This window comes from Thermococcus celericrescens (assembly GCF_001484195.1).
GTDB lineage: Archaea > Methanobacteriota_B > Thermococci > Thermococcales > Thermococcaceae > Thermococcus > Thermococcus celericrescens.
Genome location: NZ_LLYW01000019.1, coordinates 18,687 through 36,294 on the forward strand (window position 1 = coordinate 18,687; position 17,608 = coordinate 36,294).

The 17,608-nt window shown below is 54.7% G+C and carries 23 protein-coding genes, 1 tRNA gene and 1 pseudogene; 7 read left to right on the plus strand and 18 right to left on the minus strand.

Annotated features, from left to right (window positions below; translation table 11 throughout):
- The first annotated feature begins 50 nt into the window (after window positions 1-50).
- Window positions 51-464, plus strand: coding sequence for an RNA-binding domain-containing protein (locus APY94_RS05715; protein WP_058938715.1), 414 nt, complete (start codon window positions 51-53; stop codon window positions 462-464).
- A 14-nt stretch (window positions 465-478) separates the two neighbouring features.
- On the opposite strand, the gene APY94_RS05720 is transcribed toward APY94_RS05715, so the two are convergent.
- Genes APY94_RS05720 through APY94_RS05745 form a run of 6 tightly spaced genes read right to left on the minus strand, consistent with a single transcriptional unit; the run spans window position 479 to window position 3,824 of the window.
- Window positions 479-1,765: an ABC transporter permease gene (locus tag APY94_RS05720; protein WP_058938716.1), complete on the minus strand. Its 1,287-nt coding sequence runs from the start codon at window positions 1,763-1,765 to the stop codon at window positions 479-481.
- Window positions 1,762-2,520: an ABC transporter ATP-binding protein gene (locus tag APY94_RS05725; RefSeq protein ID WP_058938717.1), complete on the minus strand. Its 759-nt coding sequence runs from the start codon at window positions 2,518-2,520 to the stop codon at window positions 1,762-1,764. Before APY94_RS05725 ends, APY94_RS05720 begins: the two co-directional genes overlap by 4 nt.
- The gene (locus APY94_RS05730) at window positions 2,507-2,875 is read right to left on the minus strand and encodes a hypothetical protein (RefSeq protein WP_058938718.1); all 369 of its coding nucleotides are present in this window, start codon (window positions 2,873-2,875) and stop codon (window positions 2,507-2,509) included. The genes APY94_RS05725 and APY94_RS05730 overlap by 14 nt, the downstream gene beginning before the upstream one ends.
- Complete coding sequence (locus tag APY94_RS05735; RefSeq protein ID WP_058938719.1) at window positions 2,865-3,074, minus strand: helix-turn-helix transcriptional regulator; 210 nt, start codon at window positions 3,072-3,074, stop codon at window positions 2,865-2,867. The genes APY94_RS05730 and APY94_RS05735 overlap by 11 nt, the downstream gene beginning before the upstream one ends.
- Entirely contained in the window at window positions 3,075-3,443 is a 369-nt protein-coding gene (locus APY94_RS05740; RefSeq protein WP_058938720.1) for a DUF2178 domain-containing protein, read from the minus strand.
- Entirely contained in the window at window positions 3,444-3,824 is a 381-nt protein-coding gene (locus APY94_RS05745; protein ID WP_058938721.1) for a DUF2178 domain-containing protein, read from the minus strand. It abuts the gene before it with no gap.
- A gap of 101 nt (window positions 3,825-3,925) precedes the next feature.
- On the opposite strand from APY94_RS05745, the gene APY94_RS05750 reads away from it, so the two are divergent.
- Window positions 3,926-4,013 (plus strand) — tRNA-Leu (locus tag APY94_RS05750).
- Between the two features lie 381 nt (window positions 4,014-4,394).
- Here the strand turns inward: APY94_RS05750 and APY94_RS05755 are convergent.
- The 5 genes from APY94_RS05755 to cgi121 form a co-directional block, all read right to left on the minus strand.
- A complete protein-coding gene (locus APY94_RS05755; protein WP_058938722.1) occupies window positions 4,395-4,724 on the minus strand; it encodes a hypothetical protein in 330 nt (109 codons plus the stop codon).
- Complete coding sequence (locus APY94_RS05760; RefSeq protein ID WP_058938723.1) at window positions 4,714-5,916, minus strand: MFS transporter; 1,203 nt, start codon at window positions 5,914-5,916, stop codon at window positions 4,714-4,716. The genes APY94_RS05755 and APY94_RS05760 overlap by 11 nt, the downstream gene beginning before the upstream one ends.
- Window positions 5,917-5,928: 12 nt before the next feature.
- Window positions 5,929-6,192 (minus strand): TMEM165/GDT1 family protein, encoded by a 264-nt coding sequence (locus APY94_RS05765; protein WP_058938724.1) that lies wholly within the window; start codon window positions 6,190-6,192, stop codon window positions 5,929-5,931.
- A 10-nt stretch (window positions 6,193-6,202) separates the two neighbouring features.
- The gene (locus APY94_RS05770) at window positions 6,203-7,381 is read right to left on the minus strand and encodes a pyridoxal phosphate-dependent aminotransferase (RefSeq protein ID WP_058938725.1); all 1,179 of its coding nucleotides are present in this window, start codon (window positions 7,379-7,381) and stop codon (window positions 6,203-6,205) included.
- Window positions 7,382-7,466: 85 nt separating this feature from the next.
- Window positions 7,467-7,874: a KEOPS complex subunit Cgi121 gene (gene cgi121, locus APY94_RS05775; protein ID WP_058938726.1), complete on the minus strand. Its 408-nt coding sequence runs from the start codon at window positions 7,872-7,874 to the stop codon at window positions 7,467-7,469.
- A gap of 209 nt (window positions 7,875-8,083) precedes the next feature.
- Between cgi121 and APY94_RS05780 the strand changes: the two genes are divergently transcribed.
- The 4 genes from APY94_RS05780 (at window position 8,084) to APY94_RS05795 (ending at window position 10,731) form a co-directional block, all read left to right on the plus strand.
- Window positions 8,084-8,275 (plus strand): ribbon-helix-helix domain-containing protein, encoded by a 192-nt coding sequence (locus tag APY94_RS05780; RefSeq protein WP_058938727.1) that lies wholly within the window; start codon window positions 8,084-8,086, stop codon window positions 8,273-8,275.
- 65 nt (window positions 8,276-8,340) lie between these two features.
- Window positions 8,341-9,594, plus strand: coding sequence for a cell division protein FtsZ (ftsZ, locus tag APY94_RS05785; protein WP_058938728.1), 1,254 nt, complete (start codon window positions 8,341-8,343; stop codon window positions 9,592-9,594).
- Between the two features lie 35 nt (window positions 9,595-9,629).
- Entirely contained in the window at window positions 9,630-10,400 is a 771-nt protein-coding gene (locus APY94_RS05790; RefSeq protein WP_058938729.1) for a ParA family protein, read from the plus strand.
- Window positions 10,387-10,731 carry a CopG family transcriptional regulator gene (locus tag APY94_RS05795; protein ID WP_211259701.1) on the plus strand — a complete coding sequence of 115 codons (345 nt, stop codon included), beginning with the start codon at window positions 10,387-10,389 and terminating at the stop codon, window positions 10,729-10,731. The genes APY94_RS05790 and APY94_RS05795 overlap by 14 nt, the downstream gene beginning before the upstream one ends.
- Before the next feature lie 133 nt (window positions 10,732-10,864).
- On the opposite strand, the gene APY94_RS05800 is transcribed toward APY94_RS05795, so the two are convergent.
- The 7 genes and pseudogenes from APY94_RS05800 to APY94_RS05830 all read right to left on the minus strand — a co-directional run bounded on the left by APY94_RS05800 (window position 10,865) and on the right by APY94_RS05830 (window position 16,834).
- Window positions 10,865-11,323 carry an adenylyltransferase/cytidyltransferase family protein gene (locus APY94_RS05800; RefSeq protein WP_058938731.1) on the minus strand — a complete coding sequence of 153 codons (459 nt, stop codon included), beginning with the start codon at window positions 11,321-11,323 and terminating at the stop codon, window positions 10,865-10,867.
- A 1-nt stretch (window position 11,324) separates the two neighbouring features.
- Window positions 11,325-11,842 (minus strand): annotated as a pseudogene (locus APY94_RS05805) (RNA-binding protein).
- A gap of 2 nt (window positions 11,843-11,844) precedes the next feature.
- On the minus strand, window positions 11,845-12,492 hold the full coding sequence (gene pyrF, locus APY94_RS05810) for an orotidine-5'-phosphate decarboxylase (RefSeq protein WP_058938732.1): 648 nt from the start codon (window positions 12,490-12,492) through the stop codon (window positions 11,845-11,847).
- A gap of 4 nt (window positions 12,493-12,496) precedes the next feature.
- Entirely contained in the window at window positions 12,497-13,099 is a 603-nt protein-coding gene (locus APY94_RS05815) for a DUF4443 domain-containing protein (RefSeq protein WP_058938733.1), read from the minus strand.
- 67 nt (window positions 13,100-13,166) lie between these two features.
- A complete protein-coding gene (locus tag APY94_RS05820) occupies window positions 13,167-14,315 on the minus strand; it encodes an inositol-3-phosphate synthase (RefSeq protein WP_058938734.1) in 1,149 nt (382 codons plus the stop codon).
- Window positions 14,316-14,392: 77 nt separating this feature from the next.
- A complete protein-coding gene (locus APY94_RS05825; RefSeq protein WP_058938735.1) occupies window positions 14,393-15,136 on the minus strand; it encodes an MBL fold metallo-hydrolase in 744 nt (247 codons plus the stop codon).
- Window positions 15,137-15,139: 3 nt separating this feature from the next.
- Window positions 15,140-16,834 (minus strand): prenyltransferase/squalene oxidase repeat-containing protein, encoded by a 1,695-nt coding sequence (locus APY94_RS05830; RefSeq protein ID WP_058938736.1) that lies wholly within the window; start codon window positions 16,832-16,834, stop codon window positions 15,140-15,142.
- Between the two features lie 60 nt (window positions 16,835-16,894).
- Here APY94_RS05830 and APY94_RS05835 point away from each other — a divergent pair, with 60 nt between their 5' ends.
- Entirely contained in the window at window positions 16,895-17,569 is a 675-nt protein-coding gene (locus APY94_RS05835) for a diphthine--ammonia ligase (RefSeq protein WP_058938737.1), read from the plus strand.
- Window positions 17,570-17,608: the final 39 nt, after the last annotated feature.

Consider the following 17,608-nt stretch of genomic DNA (forward strand, 5'->3'; position numbering starts at 1 on the left):
GGGCGGTTGGGTTTATAAGCCTTCCCGCGAGCTTCTTCATGGGTGAGAAGATGGAACTCTTTGAGGAAGTTGAGGTTGAGGCTTACGTTTATCCGACCGAGGACATCGAGAAGGTTAAGAGGGCCATGCTGAACCTGATCCATGACCTGGAGTTCGAGGCGTTCGATAGGGGCGATTACGTCATTCTGACCGGCAAAACGAAGAGCAGAAAGGCCCTTAGCAGGCTCTACGAGCTCTTCCGCGGACAGGCTATACTTGACACTGCGCGCTCGTTCCTTGAGGAGGGGTACTTCGGCGAGGAAATAATCATCAGAGTCAACAAACAGGCGGCCTACGCCGGCGTCGTCAACTTCAACGAGGAGTCGCCGCTAGGCCCCATAACGATAATCATCAGAACCAGGGACCCGGGGAAGCTAATGAAGTGGCTCGCGCCGAGAACCAAGGATGGGGTGCCGATAGAGTAAAAAAAAAGGAAAGCTCATTCGGCCGCTTTTTTCTTCCTCCTGCCCCAGCTTATCTGGGCCGTTAGGATTCTCTCGGAGGAGAACAGCCTTGCCGTGGCGTAGAGTATACCCACCGCTATGGCGGCCAGGTAGATGGCACTGACCGCTATTGCCCTGTAGTTCTCCACCAGCACGTATCTGTAGTCGAGTATCGGATGGGTGAAGGGTATCGCTTTAAGGACGTATTGAAAGACCACCGGAAGGTCCCCAATGTCGGTGTACATAAGTATGAACGCCGGAAACGCCAGGGGCAGGATTACCGCGCTGACCAGCGTTGTTGCGCTCTGGACGTCTTCGGCGAAGGTTGCCACTATCATAGCCAGGCTGAGGGAGATTATTATCGTCAGGAACACCACGAGGGCGAACATCGCCGCGCCCGTCGGCGTTACCATGAGGCCGAGGTCCCCAAGACTGACCCCCAGCTCTCCCCCCATGAATGAGCCCATGTACTGCCGCATTCCTATCATGTACGCCACCGCCGCGACCAGGCCCATCATGGCGGTTCCGAATATCTTGGCCCCGACTATATGAGTTCTGGGAACCGGAAGTGTCAGCAACGTTTCCAGCGTTTTGTTTTCCTTTTCACTCGCTATGGCTCCAGCGGCCATCTGGGAGGTTATCATGACCATAAGGAAGATTATCAGGGGTATCGTGAATGCCTGGGACGCTATTACTCCCGAGACAACCCCCGGTGGAACATCGACCACCCTGTCGTTTATGTAAGACCTGCTCTCCACGGTTATCGGATGCAGAACCGCGTCCGGATTTTCGGCACCCAGTGCGGCCACCTTAAGGCGAGCTATCTCATCGCTCAGTATCCCTATGACGGCGCTTATCCTGCCCTCACTGACGCTCTCTTTCATTCCCGTCCCCACGCTCAGAAAGATGCCGTATATCTCGACCGTGGCAGTTTCGTTCGCCGTCAGCTTGGCGGAGAAGTCCCTGGGGATAACCACCAGAACGTTCTGTTTATTCTCCACCGCCCATTGAAGCGCTCCTTCGAGCGTCGTGGCGTTTACAAGGGTTACGCTGGTGTTGGGGGCCGTCTTGAGCGCATCCACTAGGGCATCTCCGTAACGTCCCTCGTCAAAGTTCACTATCGTCACGTGCGTCGTCCCGGTTGCCTGCTCCATTCCTACCTGTATGAACTTCCCCATCATGGGGTAGATTATCAGGGGGACTATTATGAGACCGAAGAGCAGCTTTCTGTCCCTGAAGAGGTTCGTGAGCTCCTTCTTGGCCATCACCCAGAAGTCGCTCATGCCCCCTCACCCCCGATCGGCTCGTTCGCTTCCGCCCCCACCGCGGTCATGAAGACCTCCTCCAGGTTCTCGGCGCCGTACTTGTCCTTCAGCTCCTTGGGGGTTCCCAGTTCAACTATCCTCCCCCCTGCTATCATCGCCACCCTGTCGCAGAGAAATTCTACCTCGAGCATGTTGTGGCTTGAGAGCAGGAAGGTGACCCCTTCGGTTCTTGCAAAGCGCCTAATCGTCTGCCGTATTTCGTACGCGTTAACTATGTCCAGCCCGCTCGCCGGCTCGTCCAGTATTGCCAGCTTCGGCTTCACCATGAGCGCCCTCGCTATGAGGAGCTTCCTCGTCATTCCCTTGGAGTACGTCGACACCTTGTCGTGCAGCCTCTCCCCAAGCCCGCTGAGTTCAACCCCCAGCTCGAGCATCTCCCTTGCCCTCTCATCATCTTTGGAGTAGAGCCGCGCCATGAACTGGAGGTATTCGTAGCCGGTGAGGTTCTTGTATGCCCCCGCCTCTTCGGGCAGGTAGCTGATGATCTCCCTGACTCTGTCGGCTTCCCTCACCACGTCGTGGCCGTCTATCTTCGCGCTCCCGCCCGTCGGCTTGAGAAGCGTCGAGAGTATCTTGAGAGTCGTGCTCTTTCCGGCGCCGTTGGGACCGATGAGCCCGAATATTTCGCCCTCGCTGATGGAGAAGCTTATTCCCTTGAGGGCCTTCACCTTTCCGTAGTCCTTCTCCAGATTCAAAACTTCAACCATGGCCATGCTTGACCCTCCCCACCTTGTAAACGAGCAGTCCAAGGGTGGCGAGCGCAACTCCAAAGAGAAAAACCACCCAGATTCCCGAGTATCCCCCGATGAATGCAGTTCCAAGCCCGATGGCGACTCCAAGCCAGCCGTTTAATTCGTGATCGTTTTTAAAGCCGTGGTCGAGCCCCAGGAGCAGCGCCCCAACCACAACCAGCCCGAGCTCGATAAGGAGCAGGGGAGTGTTGACCCCAGTGCAGACCCTGCCGCTCGGCACCTCCACGCAGGCCAGCCTTTCGATGGGTGGTCTGACCAGGGAGAGCCCTATTCCGAGGAGATAGGCCAGCCCCCCAGCGACCGTTCTAGCCTTCATCCCCATCACCCCCGTGGATGAAAATATCCTCGATTTTAACGCCGAAAAAGTGAGCTATCCTGAACGCCAGTCTCAAGGAGGGGTCATATCTTCCCTTCTCAATGGCTATTATCGTCTGTCTTGTAACCCCGAGGGCTTTCGCCAGCTCCTCCTGCGTCAGCCCCCTTGCCTCCCTCAGCTCACGCAGGCGGTTCTTCACTCACATCACCCTTTCGTAGTGGTACTGTGAGATCACGAGGGCAACCACACCAACCGCGAGCGGAATCAGGAGCTTTGTGGCGGTTTCTGTGTTCCCGTTTGAGTACTCCCACAGGTATTCGGCAAAGAGGACTATGCTGACTACAGCGAATGCGTTTCTCGTGCTTTTGGCACTTATCAGCTCGGTTCTCTCGTCCTCTACCCTTTCCACCCTGGAGTTGTAGTACCGGTTCAGGGCGTAGACCAGGAGAACGCCCAGGAGGAATATCCCCACGGCTAGGGATGCCTTTCCCGACTTGGTTGAGTATGCAAGTCCGATGACCATCACGGCGATTAAACCCGCGAGCAGGCCTTCGTACTTTAAGTTCACTCACATCACCCTCGCGTAGTGATGCTTCAGGTACAGTTTTAGGGCCGAGGTCAGAACCATCAGGCTGAGGGCCAGGTAATAGGCACTCCTCAGGTTTGGGTCCTTCTCGGAGAGAACAGAAAGCACCACGACCGCAAAGGCCAGGGCCAACACCAGCACCTGGAGGGTTCTCCGTGAGGCCATCTCCTCGATGCGGAGCGTTCTCTCGTCGCTTATGATTTCACCGCGCCTTTTGAGCCACTCGGCGTAGAGGAACGAAACCGCGATTGCCGCCGCCAGGACGCCAAAAGCTAGTGCAACGTTTCCCATCCACAGCGCTACGGCCAGTAAAAAGGCCGTTGTTGCAGGAATTGAGTAGCCTATAATTCTCCATCTCTCCATGCTCTCACCATGTAAAGTTTCCTTTACGTAAAGCTTCCTTTACATCCTTATAAGCCTTTTCCCTCAAAGTTTTTAAAGCGCCGGGGAGAAGTTCAATCCGCGCGGGGGTTGCCGAGCCTGGCCAAAGGCGCGGGATTTAGGGTCCCGTCCCGTAGGGGTTCGCGGGTTCAAATCCCGTCCCCCGCACCACAGAAACTTTGCCTGCGCGACGTTGAAGCTCTGCTTCAACGCACGGGACGATAGTCCCGTTGAGTTTGATCAAGGTTGGTGATTCTTTTGTGAAGTGCTCTTTTGAGAGGGTTTGCATTTTTGAGTGGGGGTTTAGTGGGCAATTCCTTTTGAAGTTGCTTTGTTTGAGTGGGTTTACTTCTCCCGCGCTCCTGTGGAGCGCTTTTGGAGTCAAACCCACGTTTTGATGCTTGTGAAATGCGAATTCCAGCTTAAAATGGCAGTTTGGTAGTGCAAACTCCCTTCAACTGCACTTTAGGGGGAAGAATCACAAACTTGATGAAAGATGAAACTTTGCTTTGCAAAGTTTCTTTGGTCAAGCTTTGCGCAAGCAAAGCTTGCTCACGGCAGTTTGAGCTCGATTCTTACGTCTTCATCCATCAGGACGAAGAGGATCAGCGCCGAGAGGAGGGTCAGCGTTGCCGCCGGAAGGGACAGTCCCACCATCACCCAGAGGAGTCCAAAGAGCAGGTCCAGGAGGGCTATGTACGCCGAGAGGTCCACGATTGTCTCGTGTCCCACCCAAACCCCGTAGGCGAAGAGCAGGTGCACGCTCCCAACGAGGATGTAGCCAAAAAACGTGTACCTCTCCCCGAAACTCATCGCGGCTATGCCGTAGAAGAAAACCGCGAGGAATGTAAAGAAAGAAACGACGAGGGGCTTAGGCCGCATCGCCGAGCTCCTCCACGGGGAGCTTCATCCTTGCCGAGGCAAGGAGCAGAAGGACTCCGAGGATTGCCATGCTGAGGTATATCAGCATCCCCGTAGTCACGCCGTGGACGAGGACGAACATTACGTTGGGGGCCACTGCGTTGGCGGAGTTGGAGATGAGGCCGAGGGCGAAGCTGGCCTCCGGATAGATTTTCTTCGGGTACGTTGCCGGTGCCGTCGTCCAGAAGGCAGGTCCAGTTCCCTGGACTATTCCGGTAATCGCGATTCCTAGGAGTGCCAGTGTGTAGTCGTTCGCCGAGATTGCCTTCCAGACGATGAAGATTCCCGCAAAGGTCACCGCGTAGGAGAGCGTCATGACGCTTACTATGGCCTTGAAGAGACCTCTGTTGCTGGTGTTCTTGACTGAGAGGCGGTAGCCGAGGTAGCCCATTATTATGGACCAGAGTGCCATTGAGACCTCGAGCGTCATAACAAGGTTCGCAACCTGGGCATCGCTGAATTTGACGTTGTGGAGCGTGAATGAGCCGAGGGTAAAGATTATCCAGAGTGCGGGAAAGAACGTAAAGCCGAAGACCCAAGTGAAGGGCATCTTCCAGACGTTTGAGCCTGAGGAGTGCTTCCCCTTTGGAATCTCGAAGTCCTCAATGAAGAGCCACCAGAGGGCAAGCACAGCGTACATTACAACGGCCGAAACGAGGAACGCAACCTTGACGGCTCCCCAATCAGAGTAGTTGTGGGAGGCCCATTTGGCGAGGTTTATGCCATAGATTCCACCCCAGAATATGCCTGAGAGGATTATGCCCTTGGCAAAGGGCCTCTCGGCGACGAAGAGCCTTCCAATCTGGTTGCTGAAGACAGCTATGAGCGCGACTATGAAACCTTGGAAGAAGCGGAGCGCCACAACTCCACCCCAGCTCGGCATGAACGGAATCAGCAACTGCGGTATCGCCGCGAAGCTGATTATAAGGGCAACGCTCCTCTTGAAGGAGCCCTTGAACAGGCTCGTCCCACCGAGGAGGAACGCAACGAACAGACCGACGACGTAAGCGGTCTGCTGGTAGCCCATGGCCGCTTCGGTTATACCGTAGTGGTCTATCACAATCCCCGCGAACTTTTCAAGCATGTGCATGGTTCCAAAGCCCGCCGCGACGACGAGCGTGTTTAGAAGCACGGTAATCCATCTTTTCTCCATGGGTCTCCCTCCTTATAGCTTTCCAAACAGCATCAAGATGCCAAATACTATGAAGAGCGCCCCTGCGAACTTGTGGACCAGTTCGAGGGGAATGAAGTCGCCGAGCTTGTCGCCGAGAACCGCACCGATGAGGTTCACGGCGGCCAGGCCCAGAATGGCCCCCACAAACGCTACCTTCCACCCGTATTTAGCCGCGAAGGCCATGGTTGCTAGCTGGGTCTTGTCTCCCAGCTCCGCCAGGAAAATGGCAAAGAATATGGCGAGGATGCCGTCCATCGCGCCTCCCTCAAAGCTTTGAAAGTGCCTCGTTCATTCTCTCCATTGCCTCTGTGAGCTGGCTCTTCTTTGTGGCGTAGCTTATCCTTATCCAGCCCTCTCCGGCCTTGCCGAAGGCTGTTCCGGGTATGACGACAACGCCGGCGTTCTCGAGGAGCCAGTCTGCGAAGTCCTCGCTGCTCATCCCGAGCTCTGGGTCGATCTTGGCCCAGAGGTAGAAGGCGCCCTTCGGTCTGAACGGCGTGATGTGGGGCATCTTGCTGAGGTGGTGGAGAACCAGCTTCCTCCTCTCCGCGTAGGTCTGGCGCATTGCATCAAGGGCCTCCCAGCTGCGCTTGTCGCGGAGGGCGGTGATTCCTGCTATCTGAATGAAGGACGTGACGTTTCCAATGACGTAGGCGTGGAGCTTTATCATGTCCCTGATAACCTGGGTGGGTGCTATGGTGAAGCCGAGGCGCCAGCCGGTCATGGCAAAGGTCTTGGAGAAGCTGTTCGCCAGAATCGTGTTGTCCGGGGCGTATTTGATCATCGGGTAGTGCTTCGCCCCCTCGTACAGGAAGTGCTCGTAGGGCTCGTCGCTCAGGATGTAGAGGTTGTAATCCTCCGCTATGTCCGCTATGGCCTTCACCGTCTTCTTTTTAAGAACTGCACCGGTGGGGTTGTTTGGATAGTTGATAACGAGCATTCTCGTTCTCTTGGTTATGGCCTCAACAAGCTCATCGGGGTCGATCTGGAACTCGTTCTCTTCGCGGAGGGGTATCCTCAGGATGCCGGCCTCGGCGATCTTTGCGTCTTCAACATAGCAGACGAAGGCCGGGTCTGGAATGATAACGTCATCGTCCTGCTCCAGAAGGGTCTGGAACGCGAGGTAGGTGGCCTCGTAGGCACCCGCGGTGACGATTATATCATTGGGGGAGATATCAACCTTGTAGTGGGTCTTGTAGTACTCAGCTATCGCTTCACGGAACTCGGGGATGCCCGCGTTGGGGGTGTAGTGGGTGTATCCCTCATCTATCGCCCTCTTCGCGGCCTCCTTTATGACGTCGGGGGTGTCAAAATCTGGCTCTCCTATTCCAAGGGAGATAACGTTTTCCATCTTCTTTGCCTTTTCGAAGAGCTCCCTAATCTTTGAGCGCTGGATGAGGTTTATTCTGCCCGCAAGGAAGTATTTGCGTTTTTTATATCTCATGAGGACATCACCTCAGGCAGTCGGGAATGATGGAGGGATTTTATAAACCTATCCACCATAAAGCACGTGAATGGCCATTGGCTGCCTATAAAACTTCAACGAGAGCCGCCTTTTCAAAAAATCTTTTCGATTTTTCTGCCCCGCAGTCGGTCATGGGCAGCTCCTCCAGGTTCAGCTCCGCAAGAATCCCCCCTGCCCTATTGCGGCTTCCAAAGACCACCAGGTAATTCTCTCCATCCCTGACGCCGTGCTTTGCTATTGCATCTTTTATCTGGAGTGTTCCGGCGAGGCGGAGGAGGAGTTCGCCGCCGAGGGTTCTGGCATGGTTGGTGCCCCTCTCAAATGAACGGAGCGCTAAAAGCGCCGCAAACGCCACTTCTTCCCAGCATTCGCCGTTCACTATCTGAAAGTCACCGCCTATCAAGGGTATGAGTTCCCCGGCATTTTTTACGAATATTTTCGTGATGTGGAGATTTTCCGTTATTTCTTTCATCGGGCCACCCCATCCCCGGTGGATTCTTCGACGTTAAAACCCTTTCTGAGCCCTTCCTATGGGGTTATTTATGAATTTTTCGTAAATCCAAGATTTTCAAAAAATTTTTTGAAAATCATATTATCATGATAATATTAAGTAAGCGCAAAGTATTTAACTAATTAAATCACTATTTATCCCAGCGGCTTGCTGAACTGGGTGGTGCAGGGATGACCAAAATGCGTATCATCAGTGTACAGCTCCCTCAGGGACTGATCAACGCCATGGATCAGCTCGTTAGAAAGGGAGTCTATCCCAACAGGAGTGAGATAATCAGAGAGGCCATCCGCGAGCTTTTGAAGAAGGAGCTTTATCAGCTTGAGACGGGAGAACGCTCAACGCCTGAGTACATCCTAAAATAAGCCGCTGAAATCAATGTTAAAATCAAAATCCCGCAATAGTCAAACCTAAATTGGGGGTTGGGGCAATGGTATTTAAACTCTTAGAACAGGCCGGAATAAAACTCGATCTGGACGATGGGCCGAGAGCAGCGCAGGTTGATGGGTTCTCCGACGAGAACCTGGAGGATCTCATAAAGATCGTCATCGTCGGTGTTGGCGGTTCTGGAAACAACACGATAACCAGACTCTACGAGCTTGGCGTCCAGGGCGCGGAGCTCATAGCCATGAACACTGACGCCCAGCACCTTGCCAGGACGAAAGCTCACAGGAAGCTTCTCCTCGGTAAGGAGATAACGCAGGGCAAGGGCTCGGGCGGAAATCCGGAGATAGGTTACCGCGCCGCCGAGGCGAGCGCCCATGAGATTGCCGAGACCATCGGTGACGCCGATCTTGTGTTCATAACCGCTGGTATGGGTAACGGCACCGGTACGGGCGCTGCTCCCGTTGTTGCCAAGGTCATAAAGGAGCGTGCTAGGCACAACGGTCGCTTTAGGGAACCGCTCGTCGTCAGCGTTGTAACCTACCCGTTCAAGAACGAGGGTAAGATAAGGATTGAGAAAGCCAAGGCGGGCATAAAGGCCCTCATGTACTACTCCGACACCGTCATCATAATCGAGAACGACAAGCTCCTCAAGCTCGTTCCGAAGCTTCCGATAAACGCGGCCTTCCGCTTCGCCGACGAGATAATAGCCAGGATGGTCAAGGGCATCACCGAGACCATAAAGCTCCCGTCCATGGTCAACATCGACTTCGCCGACGTTTACAGCGTCATGCACAACGGCGGTGCGGCTCTGATAGGAATCGGCGAGAGCGACTCCAGCAACAGGGCAGTCGATGCCGTCAAGAACGCCCTTGAGAACAAGATGCTCGAGGTTGAGTACGGCAGCGGTGACAGGGCACTGGTTCACTTCACCGTTGGGCCGGACGTAAGCCTCGGCGAGATAAACGACGCAATGAACATTGTCTACGAGAAGCTCGGCGAGAAGAGTGAGATTAAGTGGGGTGCTAGGATCGATGAAGATATGGGCAAGGTCGTCAGGGCAATGGTCATCATGACCGGCGTTAAAAGCCCGCACATCCTGGGCGGCGAGCACGCCCTCCAGGTCGGCTCATCGATGAAGGACAACATAATCACCACACAGCCGGTCAAGCCGTTCAAGTCCAAAGAGGGCGATTTCGACAGGATACTCAACATGATATCGGGCAGACCTGAGAAGAAGGAGAGGGAGCTTCCGCCCTACGCGAAGAGGGTTCTCGACGACTTCCTGGATATTGCCTGAATTTCTTCCCTTATCATTTGGGCACAGGTGGTTCTATGGCAGTGGTTATTAGCGTAGCCAATCAGAAGGGCGGGGTCGGAAAGACCACCCTGACGATGAACCTCGCCTACGCTCTCTCCTCGATGGGCAGAAGGGTTCTTGTGGTGGACATAGACCCCCAGTTTAACCTCACTTTTGGTCTTATAGGCATGGACGTCCTTCAGCACGGTGACAGCAACGTGGGGACGCTGATGACGAGGGAGAGCGACATCGACAATACCATAGTGGAAGTCCGGGAGAACCTCCATCTGGTACCCAGCCACCTGAATCTCTCGGCCAAGGAGATTGAGATCATCAACACCTACAACCGTGAGAGGCGGCTTGAAAAGGCTCTCCTTCCTGTTCTGCCGGACTACGACTACGTTCTCATTGACAACCCGCCGAGCATGGGCATCTTCCTGGTCAACTCCCTGACGGCCTCAGATTACGTGCTCATACCTCTGGAGCTCAGCTATTTTGGCGTCATAGGAATGCAGCTGATGTTCAATTTGATGCGTATGATACGTCAGGAAACCAACGAGAACCTTAAACTCCTCGGCCTGGTTCCCAACAAGTTCACGCGTCAAACGAAGGTTCCAAAGATGCGCCTCAAGGAACTCAAGGAGACCTACCCCGATGCCCCGATTCTGACGACCATCCCGAAGGCCATAGCCCTGGAGAAGGCTCAGAGCCAGGGGGTTAGCATATTCGAGTTCGAGGGTGATGGAAGGGCCGCAAAGGCCTTTTCAAAGCTTGCCCGTGAGGTGGTTGAGCTTGTCGAAGGATAAAATTCCCAAGCTTTTCGACGGTTCCGTTAACGAGCTCACGAGGCCTTCCAGGCCGAGGAAGAAGGATGAGAAGGGCGCTGTGAAATCCAAGGACATGAAGAAAGAAAAGATGCAGAAGACCCTCTACATAAGCAGGGACATGAACCGGAAGCTCATTGAGCTGTACGGCGAGGAGGGGAGGAGGCAGAGCATAATCGTGGAAGATGCGGTGAACCTCTACTACTACCTTAGAATGGCACTGGGCGAGAAGAAGTTCGAGGAGCTTCTGAGCGCCGTGAGGAGGGAAGACCCGGAGTTCCTTCGGGATTACATGGGCAGGTTCAAACTTTGACGTTAACCCAGATGCCTAGATTCACCCGTTGAATAAGCCCGATCAAATCATGCCCCAACTCCCAGTGGATGGACATCGAGCGGCAACCATGGAATAATCTGCTCGAATCAGACTCTGGAATAACACCCTGAAATCAGTCACAGTACGCCTCTACTATCCTCTGAATTATTTTGCTCGTCTTCGCCCTGTCGCTCCTGTAGAGGTAGGGGATCCGTATGACCTCCGCTTCTATTCCATGGTTCCTCAGAGCATCCTTAAGGCGCTCGCAGTTGAAGTCCTGGTCAGGGCCTATCGCGACGATGTCCGGGTCTATCCTGCGCACCAGCTCGTAATCTATACCTCCAGGGGAGCCGATGTAAACCTCGTCCACCATCTTCAGTGCCCTTAGAAGTTCCGCCCTGTCCTCCGCCGTGTTCACGGGGTCCCTGCGCTTCCGTTTTCTCACCGTTTCGTCGTGGGCAACTATAACCACCAGTTCGTCCCCCAGGGCCTTGGCCTGACTTAAAAAGTGAATATGGCCGATGTGCAGGAGATCAAAAACCCCGCCGACGAGGACGCGAATTCTTTTCCTCCCCTCCGTTTCCCCGTCCATATCAACCCACCGTCAGTTCCCAGATCCTGTCCTTAGCGTGGTGAATGTTCTTCACTGCCTTCCCCTTGGGTTTTTCCTTCATAGCCCTTCCGTCCATCAGAGCTATGCCTATTGCGAGGGGCCTTCCGTAGTCCTCCTCGACCACGAAGACGAAATCGCCCTCCCTGATGCTCTCGTCGCGTCCGTTATCCCCGCGGCCATGACGTCCGCACCCTTGAGGACGAACGGGACGGCGCCGGCATCGACCACGACGCGCCTGGGCCACGCCCTCAGGTCCTCCTCGTTGGATAGCTCGTAGAGTGCTATAACCAGCGGGAAGATGAGTCCCTTCCTTCTTATGAAGAATGGCTTCCCGTTAACCAGGAGTATCTCCGTCGTCTTATCGAATTCCGCGACCTCAACCTTGTCCTTCCTGTTCAGCATCTTCCCCGCTATCTCCTCGCCGAAAGTCTCGCTCATCTCCCTGATTATCTCCTTCACTTCCTTCTTGCTGAGCGGGTGCTTGACCTTCAGCTCCATTCTCACACCCCCAACGTCTCCTCGTACAGCATTCTGGCGCTTTCCCTCGGGTTCTCGCTCGCGTAGATTGAGCGACCGACTATTATGTAGTCCGCCCCTGCCTTTAAAACCTCACCCGCCCTGCCGCCCTGGGCACCGACGCCGGGGGTGAGGATTTTGATTCCCGGCTTCAGCTTCGAGCGTATGTACGAAACGCGCTCGGGCCTGGTGGCGGGAGCTATGACGCCGAAGGGCTCAAGTTCGTTGGCCAGTTCGATGAGTTTGTCTGTGGCCGGCTGGATGAACTCCTTCGCGCCCGGATGACTCATCTCGACAACTATTATGGTCTTCCCAAGCTCCATGACGGCCCCAACGCTGTCGCTCCCGGGGAAGCCGTGGGCTATGATGTAGTCGGCACCGGCCTCGAAAACTTTGCTCGCTATCAGCCGGTTGGTGTTTGGGATGTCGGCCAGTTTGAGGTCCGCTATTATCGGCAGCCCCGTAACCTGCTTGAGTTCGGTGATGATGCTCAACCCCGAGCCGACTATCAGCGGCCAGTTAACCTTCACCGCCCACAGGTAATCGGCGGTGCACTCGGCTATCTCAAGCGCCCTCTCGCGTTCGTACACGTCAAGGGCCAGGATTAGTTTGCGGTCTTCACTCCCGCTCATTTCGTCACCTCACGAGGGACTTTATCTCCTCCGGAAGAACCTCCTCCTTCAGGGAGAGTGCCACATGGTAGGCGCTTTTCATGGCGTTCGCTTCCTTCTCCGCCCACGTGATTACCACCAGCTCGCCGTCCTCCAGCTTGAACGCTTCCTTAACCTTCTCCGCCAGCTCGGGCATGGTCTCGCTCAGCGGTCTTCCGTCCTCCGGAAAGACCGGCTCCCCGTTCCTCACTACCAGTATCATCGCACCCTTTGCGAAGAACCGTATCGCCTCGTCCCTGAGCTCGATACTCTTGAACTCCCCTGGCTCTCTCACGGTCAGTGCGAATGCGGGGTAGCCCTCAATCTCCCCTATACGGCGGGCTTCTGAGAAATGCCTCGAAATCCCCTCAAGAAGCCCCATTCCTCTCTTGTTGAGCGAGTGGCCGCGCTGGGTTGATGCTATGACCTCAAGGTTCCCGAGCTTCTTCAGAAGCGTCCTGACGCTGCCCTCACCCAGCTCAAGAACTTCGGATATGGCCTTCCTCCCGGTCGGGTTCCGGAGCATGAACAGAACCGCAACGGCATCCTCAAGCGTGAACTCAGGATAGGCTCCCCTCTTCCAGCTCATCTTTTTCCCTCCAAGAATAATATGGCGAGAGGGGATTAAAAGGTTTGTTAGAGAAAGTTGGAAGGTCTCAGAGCCATCTCGGCTCCAGACCCGCCCAGATCCTCATCTTCTCGTGGGCGATGATGCGCGGTATGTTGCCCTTCTCCTTCGGTCCCGGGTTCTTCATGTAGAAGGCGTTGACCTCGTAAACGGCTCCAAAAGCCTTCTTCTCGACCGCTATCTTTCCAAGTCTGGCGAGGTCGACGAGGAGACCAGCGAGGGCAGGGCTGTCGTTTATCCTGCCGGTGATGACGAGCTCGTCGTGGGCGCCGTTGAAGCTGATGTACTCGATGTGCATGGCGATGAACTTCTTGTCGTTGAGGGGCTCAAGGAAGCCGGTCGGCTTGATGTAGTGCGGAGCGTCGTAGCCGAGAAGCTCCTTGACGACCGAGCTCTTGGTGAACTCCTTGCTCTTGTTCCTCTCCTTGTCGGTGAGAGCTAGGAAGTCGTTGTTTCCACCGATATTGAACTGGGCTATGTCAAGAACGTAGCGGTTCCTCTGGGCGAGGTGGCTGAGGACATCGGCGGTGAGCGGGGTGGCTCCGGTGGCTCCGTCGTCGCCGAAGATGACCATGTTGCTCTCCTTGGCGAGCTCGACGAACGCCGGGTCGTTGGCTATGAGGGTCGGTATGGCGTTGACGAAGGCCGCTCCACCAACCTCCTTGGCGTACTGGGCTATCGCGTAGGCGTAGACCTGAGTCGCGGTGAGCCTGTCCCTGTTGTCCCCTTCGATGGCCTTCTCAAGCTCCTCCCTGCTTCCGAAGGGCTGGAACGCCTCGGTGGTGCAGACGTTTATGAAGACCTCTGCCTTGAGTTCCTTCCACTCGTTCACAAGGTGCTCGACGGCCTCCTTGAGGGTCATCTCTTCTTCGAGCCCGGTGGCCTCGAGCGGAAGGTTCCTGAGGCTTCCGAGGTGTATTCCCTTCCTGACGGTGATGCCCTTGAGGCTCTCCGGCGCCTCCGGATCGTAGGCCTTGACGACCTCATGGAGGTCCTTTCCGACCTTGTTTGCATCGACGTCGTAGGAACCGACGATCTCAACATCCTTAATCTTGATTGGAAGCTCCTCGGCGAGGGGGACTCCGTACGGCTCCATCTTTCCGGCCTTTATCTTCTCAAGGCCGCTCGCGAAGATGCTGGCAACGTAGCCCTGTCCGAGTATGACAACCTTCACCATTTTTCTCCACCTCCTCAGTTGCCCTAAGATATTTTACAACAGTTAAATAGTTTTTGGTTATGAAATTTTTGCAAAAATCAGATGACGATAACCATGCCGTCGTAAGAGAGAACGGCCCGTTCACTTCTATCCCTGACGTATTTTACCGCTTCCGTGAAGGGCAGGTTGTGATGAGCTATGTGGGTCAGAACAGTTAGCTCAGCGAACCTCTCACCTAGGGCAATGGCCTCATCGATATTGTTGTGGTTCTCATCGCTTACACCCGGGGAAAAGGTTGCATCCACAAGTGCCACGTGGGGGCTCTCATTCTTCAGCAACTCTAAGCTTTTGGGTGGCAGACCCTTCGTATCAAAGACCACCGCTAGAGTCCCGCTCCCGCCCTCTATGAGGTATCCAAAGGTCTGAACGCTGTGGTTGAGGGGGAAAGCCCTTATCCTGATGTCCCCGATTTTTAGTCTTGGAGGCGTCTCGTGGAGAACCACTCGAAGGTTCCTTGGACTTTCTACTATCTCCCTGTTGGCACTGCCTGAGGGTGCGTGGAGCTCTATCCTCTCCGACGTCCAGCGAAGCTTAAAGAGTCCAGCTATGTGGTCATGGTGCCAGTGGGTTAGCAGTATGGCGTCGATCCTTTCCCCCACGTAGGGTGTCACGTCAAAGCCAACGTCCACCAAAATCGTCGTTCCTTCCTCAGAAACAATCAAAATCGAGGTGGGCTTTCTTCTCGCAAAGGCTAACCTCCTGGCCTCCTGGCAGGCGGGACATCTGCACAGGTAGTTCGGAATGCCCTCAGAGCCTCCGGTTCCGAGCAGATTGACTATCACAAGTTATCCCCCCAGTATTTTGCTGAAGACGGCTGTATCGAGAAGTTTAACGGTGACGTCTATTACTATTGCCAGCAGGAGCAGAACCTTGAGGAAAGCAAAGGCATCTGGGGACGCTTCAATACCTGACGCCTTCAGGAAGGTTTTGAGGTAGAGGTAGGCCGCAAGCATGGCGAGGGTGTAGCTCATGACCGCCTCAAGCCTCGATTTTTCGGGCACCACCTTTATCCCTATCCAAACCACGGTTAGCATCAGCGCCACGAGAAATGACAGCAGTCCCGCGGAAGGGGGGTGTGGGGACAGCATCACCTTAAAGAACGCATCGGAGAAGTCGTTAATGATGACAAGGAGACCCAGGGTAACCCCGATAAGAGTTGTTAATATGTCCATCTTCACCAGAGTGTCGATGAGACTCACGAAGGATTTCCACTTCGTCTTTGGACCAATCAGGAGGTAGAGAACGTCGCTGGCGTTGCTGGACTTCTCAAGTATCTCCTTTAACATAAAGCTCGGTGGCATACCTGGAAACCGTCTGAGTTCCTGAACTTCATCGTTCATGCCAAGCTCTTTCATAGCTTTGCTTGCTTCGAGGAGGGATATACCGACGAGTTCCATGAGGTAGGTATCGGAATCACTTTTGAAAACTCTTCCGATTTCGCCCATTAAACGGTGGAGGTACTTTCTTATCAACGCCCTCAACCGCTCCTCTTCGATTCCAAGCAAACGCCTGTACCGAACCAGAAGCGCCAGAAAGCGGAGTACAAAGCTCGTGTCGTAGAGGGTATCTCTCGTCAAATAGTGAAGTCCCTCAAAGGCATCGAGAATCTTTGAGCGGACTTTCCCCTTCTCCACGGGCAGTCCGCTTTCCCAGGCCCACAGCAGGGCCCACGAAGCGTAGAACGTTGTGTCTATTTTTGAGACCTCACCTGCGGATTCCGGCCAGCCGGTCGTTTCCTCGAACTCCCTCAAAAGCCATCTTAACGTCGGCTCCACGGTTTCAAGGGGAACCTCAAGGGGGAATCTCCTGGAGAGCTCCCTCACCTTGAGGATTGCCAAGACGGCAAGGGAAGACGCTCCGACTATGCCTCTCCCATTATCCCGTTCGGTTCGGGGCCACCAACCAAGATCCTTGCCTGTCTGGTGGTGCCTCTCTTTTAGATAGGCTAGGGCCCTTTCGATAGCTTTGAGTATCTTTTCAGTGGATTGCCCCGCTTCATTCTCAATTGCCATTGCTAGAATCCTCACCGCCCGTCCTGTTGTTCCTACCTCGCCGATGCTGGACATCTCGTGCGTTGGAAACGAGCCATCCCCTAACTGGTGCTCCAGAAGCCAGCCAATGGCTTTCCGCATGTGGATATCATCTTTCAACGTCTCCCCTGCCAGAGTGGCAATTTCAACGTAGCGGTAAACGCTCCCCGTCTCAACGTACCTGCTTAGCTCCCCAAGTCTTAGAAAGCCGCCGTTATCGAGTTGTCTCTCCCGCAGTGCCCATAGAATCATAACTACATGGAAAGGTACCTTCCAGCTTTTCATAGCGTCTATAACTACCCAGAAGTCAGGACTTAATCCAACGCTCCACAGATGGCCCCTGCTAACGTCTTCGATGTTATCTACGTACCCCCCAGTCAGGGCGTAGAGCTTCCGCCACACTCCGAGGTTGATCTTGAGGTGGGGAACGTTGGTCTCTATCCTCCCCATACGGACTAAACTTTTAAGGCAGCTCTTTTATTGCTTTCTATAACCTGAACGGTGGTGAAGATGCGCGTCGCTGTGCTCTACTCCGGTGGGAAAGATTCCAACTACGCCCTCCACTGGGCGCTGGAGCAGGGGTTCGAGGTCAAATACCTCGTCTCCATGGTCAGCGAGAGCGACGAGAGCTACATGTACCACGTGCAGAACATCCACCTCACCGAGCTCCAAGCGAAAGCCATCGGAATTCCCCTTGTTAAGGGCTTTACCAGCGGTGAGAAGGAGAGGGAAGTCGAGGACATGAAGGTCGTCCTTGAGGGGCTGAGGATAGACGGGGTAGTTGCAGGCGCCTTGGCCAGCGAGTATCAGAAGAAGCGCGTTGACCGGGTTGCCGAGGAGCTTGGCATAGAGAGCTTCGCCCCGGCCTGGCACCGCGATCCGGTTGACTACATGCGTGAGCTGATAGAGATTTTTGACATCGTCATGGTCGGCACGGCTGCTTTTGGCCTTGACCAGAGCTGGCTTGGCAGGAGGATAAACGAGAAAGCCCTTGAGGAACTTGTGAAGCTCCATGAGAAGTACAAGATTCACGTCGCCGGCGAAGGAGGTGAGTTCGAGACATTCGTTCGCGACGCCCCGTTCTTCAAGGCGAGAGTAGTATTCGACGAGGTCGAGAAGAAGTGGAACGAGTGCAACTACTCTGGGGTGCTTGAGGTTAAGAGGGCTCACCTGGAACCAAAATAAGGGGAGTCAGCTGAACTCCCCGTTCTCCATCTGACCTCC

Coding starts and splice junctions, on each gene's coding strand:
- APY94_RS05715 (WP_058938715.1), top strand. CDS start 51: ATGGAACTCTTTGAGGAAGTTGAGGTTGAGGCTTACGTTTATCCGACC.
- APY94_RS05720 (WP_058938716.1), bottom strand. CDS start 1,765: ATGAGCGACTTCTGGGTGATGGCCAAGAAGGAGCTCACGAACCTCTTC.
- APY94_RS05725 (WP_058938717.1), bottom strand. CDS start 2,520: ATGGCCATGGTTGAAGTTTTGAATCTGGAGAAGGACTACGGAAAGGTG.
- APY94_RS05730 (WP_058938718.1), bottom strand. CDS start 2,875: ATGAAGGCTAGAACGGTCGCTGGGGGGCTGGCCTATCTCCTCGGAATA.
- APY94_RS05745 (WP_058938721.1), bottom strand. CDS start 3,824: ATGGAGAGATGGAGAATTATAGGCTACTCAATTCCTGCAACAACGGCC.
- APY94_RS05755 (WP_058938722.1), bottom strand. CDS start 4,724: ATGCGGCCTAAGCCCCTCGTCGTTTCTTTCTTTACATTCCTCGCGGTT.
- APY94_RS05760 (WP_058938723.1), bottom strand. CDS start 5,916: ATGGAGAAAAGATGGATTACCGTGCTTCTAAACACGCTCGTCGTCGCG.
- APY94_RS05765 (WP_058938724.1), bottom strand. CDS start 6,192: ATGGACGGCATCCTCGCCATATTCTTTGCCATTTTCCTGGCGGAGCTG.
- APY94_RS05770 (WP_058938725.1), bottom strand. CDS start 7,381: ATGAGATATAAAAAACGCAAATACTTCCTTGCGGGCAGAATAAACCTC.
- cgi121 (WP_058938726.1), bottom strand. CDS start 7,874: ATGAAAGAAATAACGGAAAATCTCCACATCACGAAAATATTCGTAAAA.
- APY94_RS05780 (WP_058938727.1), top strand. CDS start 8,084: ATGACCAAAATGCGTATCATCAGTGTACAGCTCCCTCAGGGACTGATC.
- ftsZ (WP_058938728.1), top strand. CDS start 8,341: ATGGTATTTAAACTCTTAGAACAGGCCGGAATAAAACTCGATCTGGAC.
- APY94_RS05790 (WP_058938729.1), top strand. CDS start 9,630: ATGGCAGTGGTTATTAGCGTAGCCAATCAGAAGGGCGGGGTCGGAAAG.
- APY94_RS05800 (WP_058938731.1), bottom strand. CDS start 11,323: ATGGACGGGGAAACGGAGGGGAGGAAAAGAATTCGCGTCCTCGTCGGC.
- pyrF (WP_058938732.1), bottom strand. CDS start 12,492: ATGAGCGGGAGTGAAGACCGCAAACTAATCCTGGCCCTTGACGTGTAC.
- APY94_RS05815 (WP_058938733.1), bottom strand. CDS start 13,099: ATGAGCTGGAAGAGGGGAGCCTATCCTGAGTTCACGCTTGAGGATGCC.
- APY94_RS05820 (WP_058938734.1), bottom strand. CDS start 14,315: ATGGTGAAGGTTGTCATACTCGGACAGGGCTACGTTGCCAGCATCTTC.
- APY94_RS05830 (WP_058938736.1), bottom strand. CDS start 16,834: ATGGGGAGGATAGAGACCAACGTTCCCCACCTCAAGATCAACCTCGGA.
- APY94_RS05835 (WP_058938737.1), top strand. CDS start 16,895: ATGCGCGTCGCTGTGCTCTACTCCGGTGGGAAAGATTCCAACTACGCC.